The 4,546-nt window shown below is 71.5% G+C and carries 5 protein-coding genes and 1 pseudogene; all 6 read left to right on the top strand.

Annotation, left to right across the window (positions count from 1 at the left end; all coding sequences use genetic code 11):
- Positions 1 to 369, top strand: a pseudogene (locus D1825_RS01070) (DivIVA domain-containing protein); the annotation flags it as partial.
- 136 nt (positions 370 to 505) lie between these two features.
- Positions 506 to 961: a TraR/DksA family transcriptional regulator gene (locus D1825_RS01065; RefSeq protein ID WP_118765671.1), complete on the top strand. Its 456-nt coding sequence runs from the start codon at positions 506 to 508 to the stop codon at positions 959 to 961.
- Positions 962 to 981: 20 nt separating this feature from the next.
- On the top strand, positions 982 to 1,605 hold the full coding sequence (gene lspA, locus D1825_RS01060) for a signal peptidase II (protein ID WP_118765670.1): 624 nt from the start codon (positions 982 to 984) through the stop codon (positions 1,603 to 1,605).
- Complete coding sequence (locus tag D1825_RS01055; RefSeq protein WP_118765669.1) at positions 1,598 to 2,533, top strand: RluA family pseudouridine synthase; 936 nt, start codon at positions 1,598 to 1,600, stop codon at positions 2,531 to 2,533. Before lspA ends, D1825_RS01055 begins: the two co-directional genes overlap by 8 nt.
- Entirely contained in the window at positions 2,530 to 3,057 is a 528-nt protein-coding gene (locus tag D1825_RS01050) for a GNAT family N-acetyltransferase (protein WP_233549549.1), read from the top strand. The genes D1825_RS01055 and D1825_RS01050 overlap by 4 nt, the downstream gene beginning before the upstream one ends.
- A 10-nt stretch (positions 3,058 to 3,067) precedes the next feature.
- Positions 3,068 to 4,546 (top strand): DNA polymerase III subunit alpha (dnaE, locus tag D1825_RS01045; protein ID WP_118765668.1); only part of this gene is annotated, 1,479 nt, incomplete at its 3' end.

The following is a 4,546-nucleotide window of genomic DNA, read 5'->3' as shown; positions in this document are numbered from 1 at the left end:
GCGGCGCCGCAGCGCGGCAACGAGCCCGAGTCGGCCACCGGCATGCTGGCCCTCGCGCAGAAGCTCCACGACGACTACGTGCGCAGCGGCCAGGAGGAGTCCGAGCGGCTCGTCGCCGACGCGAAGAACCAGGCCACGCGCATCGTCCGTGAGGCCGAGGAGACGTCGCAGCGCACGCTGGGCCAGCTCGAGCAGGAGCGGTCGCTCCTCGAGCGCAAGATCGACGAGCTGCGGGTCTTCGAGCGCGACTACCGCACGCGCCTGAAGAGCTACCTCGAGAACCTGCTGGGCGACCTGGACAACCGGGGCAGCGCGCTGCCGCCGCGTTCGGGCCAGTCCCAGCCGGGCACCGAGGCCCACAACCTCTGACGCCGACGCGCCCTGCGGGACGCGTCGACCCTGGTCAGCAGCAGCACGCCACGCCGGTTTCACCCGGCGTGGCGTGTTGTGTCCCTAGTCCCGCACGCCTACAGTCACGTGACCTTGACAGACAGGGGGCACCGTCGTGGCCAACGACTCGCTCAGCACCGTCGACCTGACCGACTCCAAGGACTTCGCCAAGCTCGTGCGGGGCTTCCCCGTCCGGGACGGCGAGAAGCCGTGGACCGTCCGAGAGGTGCGCGACGTCTCCGACGAGCTCACCGCGGACATCGACCGCCTGACCTCGGAGCTCGCTGCGGCGGACGCCGAGCTCTCCGACCTTCTGCGCAACTCCGGTGACGGAGCGGGCGACGACCAGGCCGACTCGGGCTCGTCGGCGCTCGAGCGCGAGCAGGAGCTCGCGCTGGTCAACAGCACGCGGGACATGCTGGGCCAGACGCGGCGCGCGCTCGCCCGCATCCAGGTCGGCACGTTCGGGACCTGCGAGTCGTGCGGCCTCGCCATCGGCAAGGCTCGCGTGCAGGCGTTCCCGCGCGCCACGCTGTGCGTGACGTGCAAGCAGCGGGAGGAGCGGCGCTGAGGCGCCCGTAGACTCCTGCGGTGCCTTCCTCTACGCCCACCTCGCAGCATCGGGCTCGTCGCCGCCTGATCGTCACGCTCGTCCTCGTGACGGTCGTCGTGCTCGTCGTCGACCAGCTCTCCAAGGCCTGGGCGCTGCGCTCCCTGACGCCGGGTGAGCGGACCGACATCGTCGGTGATCTCCTGGGCTTCCAGCTCGTGTTCAACCCGGGCGCCGCGCTGTCGATCGCCACGGGCATGACGTGGGTGCTCACGATCGTCGCGACCGTGGTGGTCGTCGTCATCGTGCGGGCCTCGCGCCGGATCGGCTCGATGCTCTGGGCGCTCGCGCTCGGTCTCCTGCTCGGCGGCGCGCTCGGCAACCTCGTCGACCGGATGGTGCGCGAGCCCGGGGTGGCGCGCGGTCACGTCGTCGACTTCATCGCGTACGCGGACTTCTTCGTCGGCAACGTCGCCGACATCGCCATCGTCGTCGCGGCGGTACTCATCGTCGTGGCGGTGGTCCTCGGCATCCACCTCGACGGCACCCGGGACGGAGCGCGCGACCTCGAGTCGCCCGACCACGCGGCGGACGAGCCGGCGCCCGCCGCGGGCCCGGCCGAGCTCAGCACCCGTACCGAGGACGAGGCGCAGGCCGGTGCCTGACACCCGCGCGCTGCCCGTCCCGGACGGGCTGGCCGGCGAGCGTGTCGACGCCGCCCTCGCACGCCTCCTGGGCGTGTCCCGCACCCGTGCCGCCGAGATCGCCGCCGCGGGCGGCGTGCACGTCGACGGGCGCGAGGTCGGCAAGTCCGACCGGCTCGTGGCCGGTGCGTGGCTCGAGGTGGAGATCCCGGACGTCGCGCCCGTCGCGCTCGAGGTCGTCGCCGAGCCCGTGCCCGGGATGGTGGTGGTGTACGACGACGACGACCTCGTGGTCGTCAACAAGCCCGTGGGCGTCGCCGCGCACCCCTCGCCGGGCTGGACCGGCCCGACGGTCGTCGGCGCGCTGGCGGCCGTCGGCTACCGCATCTCGACGTCCGGCTCGGCCGAGCGGCAGGGCATCGTGCACCGCCTCGACGCGGGGACGAGCGGCCTGATGGTCGTCGCCAAGAGCGAGCACGCGTACACGGTGCTCAAGCGCGCGTTCAAGGAGCGCACGGTCGAGAAGGTCTACCACGCGCTGGTCCAGGGCCACCCGGAGCCGACGACGGGCACGATCGACGCGCCCATCGGCCGGCACCCCAGCTCGGACTGGAAGTTCGCGGTGGTCGCGGACGGCAAGCCGTCGATCACGCACTACGAGGTGCTCGAGATGCTGCCCTCGGCCTCCCTGGTCGAGGTGCACCTGGAGACCGGCCGCACGCACCAGATCCGCGTGCACTTCGCCGCGACCCGGCACCCCTGCGTCGGCGACCTCACGTACGGCGCGGACCCGTCGCTCGCGGCGCGGGTCGGCCTCACGCGGCAGTGGCTGCACGCCATGCGCCTCGGCTTCCATCACCCGAGCACGGGTGAGTGGCTCGAGCTGACCAGCGAGTACCCCGAGGACCTCGCGAAGTCGCTCGCGGTGCTGCAGGACGGGTACGTGTGAGCCGATTCACGCGAGTCGTCCGGGTCGAGACGCCCGAGCAGCGCGCGGCGATGACCGCGATCCGCATGGCGGTGTTCGTGGTCGAGCAGCAGGTCGCGGCCGAGCGGGAGATGGACGCGCTCGACGACGACCCGACGACCGTGCACGTGCTCGCGCTGGCCGACGACGGCACCGCGCTGGGCACCGCACGGCTGCTCGCGCCCCACCACGACGGCGAGCCGGCGCACATCGGCCGGGTCGCGGTGAGCGCCGCGGCGCGCGGTCTCGGGGTCGGCGCGCATCTCATGACCGCGCTCGAGGCCGTCGCCCTGGAGCAGTTCGGCACCTCGGTCGACGGCGTCCGCAGCGTCGCGGTCGAGCTCAGCGCGCAGGAGCAGGCGCTCGGCTTCTACGCCCGCCTGGGGTACGTCGCGCGGCCCGAGCGGTACCTCGACGAGGACATCTGGCACCGCGACGCGGTGAAGATCGTCACGTCCCCGGACACGGGTCCCGGGGCGCTCCGGAGTGTCGGCGCGGGCACGTAGGATCGCCCGCATGGCTGCTGCTGGGGGTTCCGACTTCGTCCACCTCCACGTGCACACCGAGTACTCGATGCTCGACGGCGCGGCCCGTCTGGGGGACCTGTTCACGGAGGTCGCGCGCGTCGGTCAGACCGCGATCGCGACCACCGACCACGGCTACCTGTTCGGCGCGTTCGACTTCTGGGCGAAGGCCACGGCCGCGGGGATCAAGCCCATCATCGGCGTGGAGGCCTACGTCACGCCGGGCACCAGCCGGTTCGACCAGACCCGCGTGCGGTTCGGCCAGCAGGGCCAGGAGAAGGACGACGTCTCGGCCCGCGGCTCCTACACGCACATGACGCTGCTGGCCCGGAACAACGAGGGCCTGCACAACCTCATGCGCGCCTCGTCGCTGGCCTCGCTCGAGGGCCAGATGGGCAAGTGGCCGCGCATGGACCGCGACCTGCTCGAGCGCTACGGCAAGGGCCTGATCGCCACGACCGGCTGCCCGTCGGGCGAGGTGCAGACCCGCCTGCGGCTCGGCCAGTGGGACGAGGCCGTGCGCGCCGCGGGCGAGCTGCAGGACCTGTTCGGCAAGGACTTCTACTACGTCGAGCTCATGGACCACGGGCTCGACATCGAGCAGCGCACCATCAAGGACCTGCTGCGCCTCGCCGAGACGATCGGCGCGCCCGTCGTCGCGACGAACGACCTGCACTACGTGCGCGAGGAGGACGCCGGCTCGCAGGAGGCGCTGCTCGCGATCAACTCCGGCTCCGCGCTCACCGAGCCGAGCTACGAGCAGGGCGGCAACCGGTTCGCGTTCGAGGGGTCGGGCTACTACGTCAAGTCCGCCGAGGAGATGCGACGCGTCTGGGCCGAGCTGCCCGAGGCCTGCGACAACACGCTGCGGATCGCGGAGCAGTGCGAGGTCTCGTTCAACACCTCGGCGAACTACATGCCGAACTACCCGGTCCCGGCCGGCGAGGACGAGACCAGCTGGTTCATCAAGGAGGTCGAGACCGGCCTTCACGTGCGCTACCCGGACGGCATCCCGGACGACGTGCGCACGCAGGCCGAGTTCGAGACCGAGGTCATCACCACGATGGGCTTCCCGGGGTACTTCCTCGTGGTCGCCGACTTCATCAACTGGGCCAAGGACAACGGGATCCGCGTCGGACCCGGCCGTGGTTCGGGTGCCGGCTCGATGGCGGCGTACGCGATGCGCATCACGGACCTCGACCCGCTGCAGCACGGCCTGATCTTCGAGCGGTTCCTCAACCCGGACCGCGTCTCGATGCCCGACTTCGACGTCGACTTCGACGAGCGTCGCCGCGGTGAGGTCATCCGGTACGTCACGGACAAGTACGGCGAGGACCGCGTCGCGCAGATCGTCACCTACGGCACGATCAAGGCCAAGCAGGCCCTCAAGGACTCCGCCCGGCTGCTGGGCATGCCGTTCGCGATGGGGGAGAAGCTCACCAAGGCGATGCCGCCCGCGATCATGGGCAAG

The sequence above is a fragment of the Cellulomonas rhizosphaerae genome, assembly GCF_003470205.1.
GTDB classification, from domain to species: domain Bacteria; phylum Actinomycetota; class Actinomycetes; order Actinomycetales; family Cellulomonadaceae; genus Cellulomonas; species Cellulomonas rhizosphaerae.
Note: the sequence above shows the minus strand (reverse complement) of the source record. Positions and strands in the feature narration are given on the sequence as shown.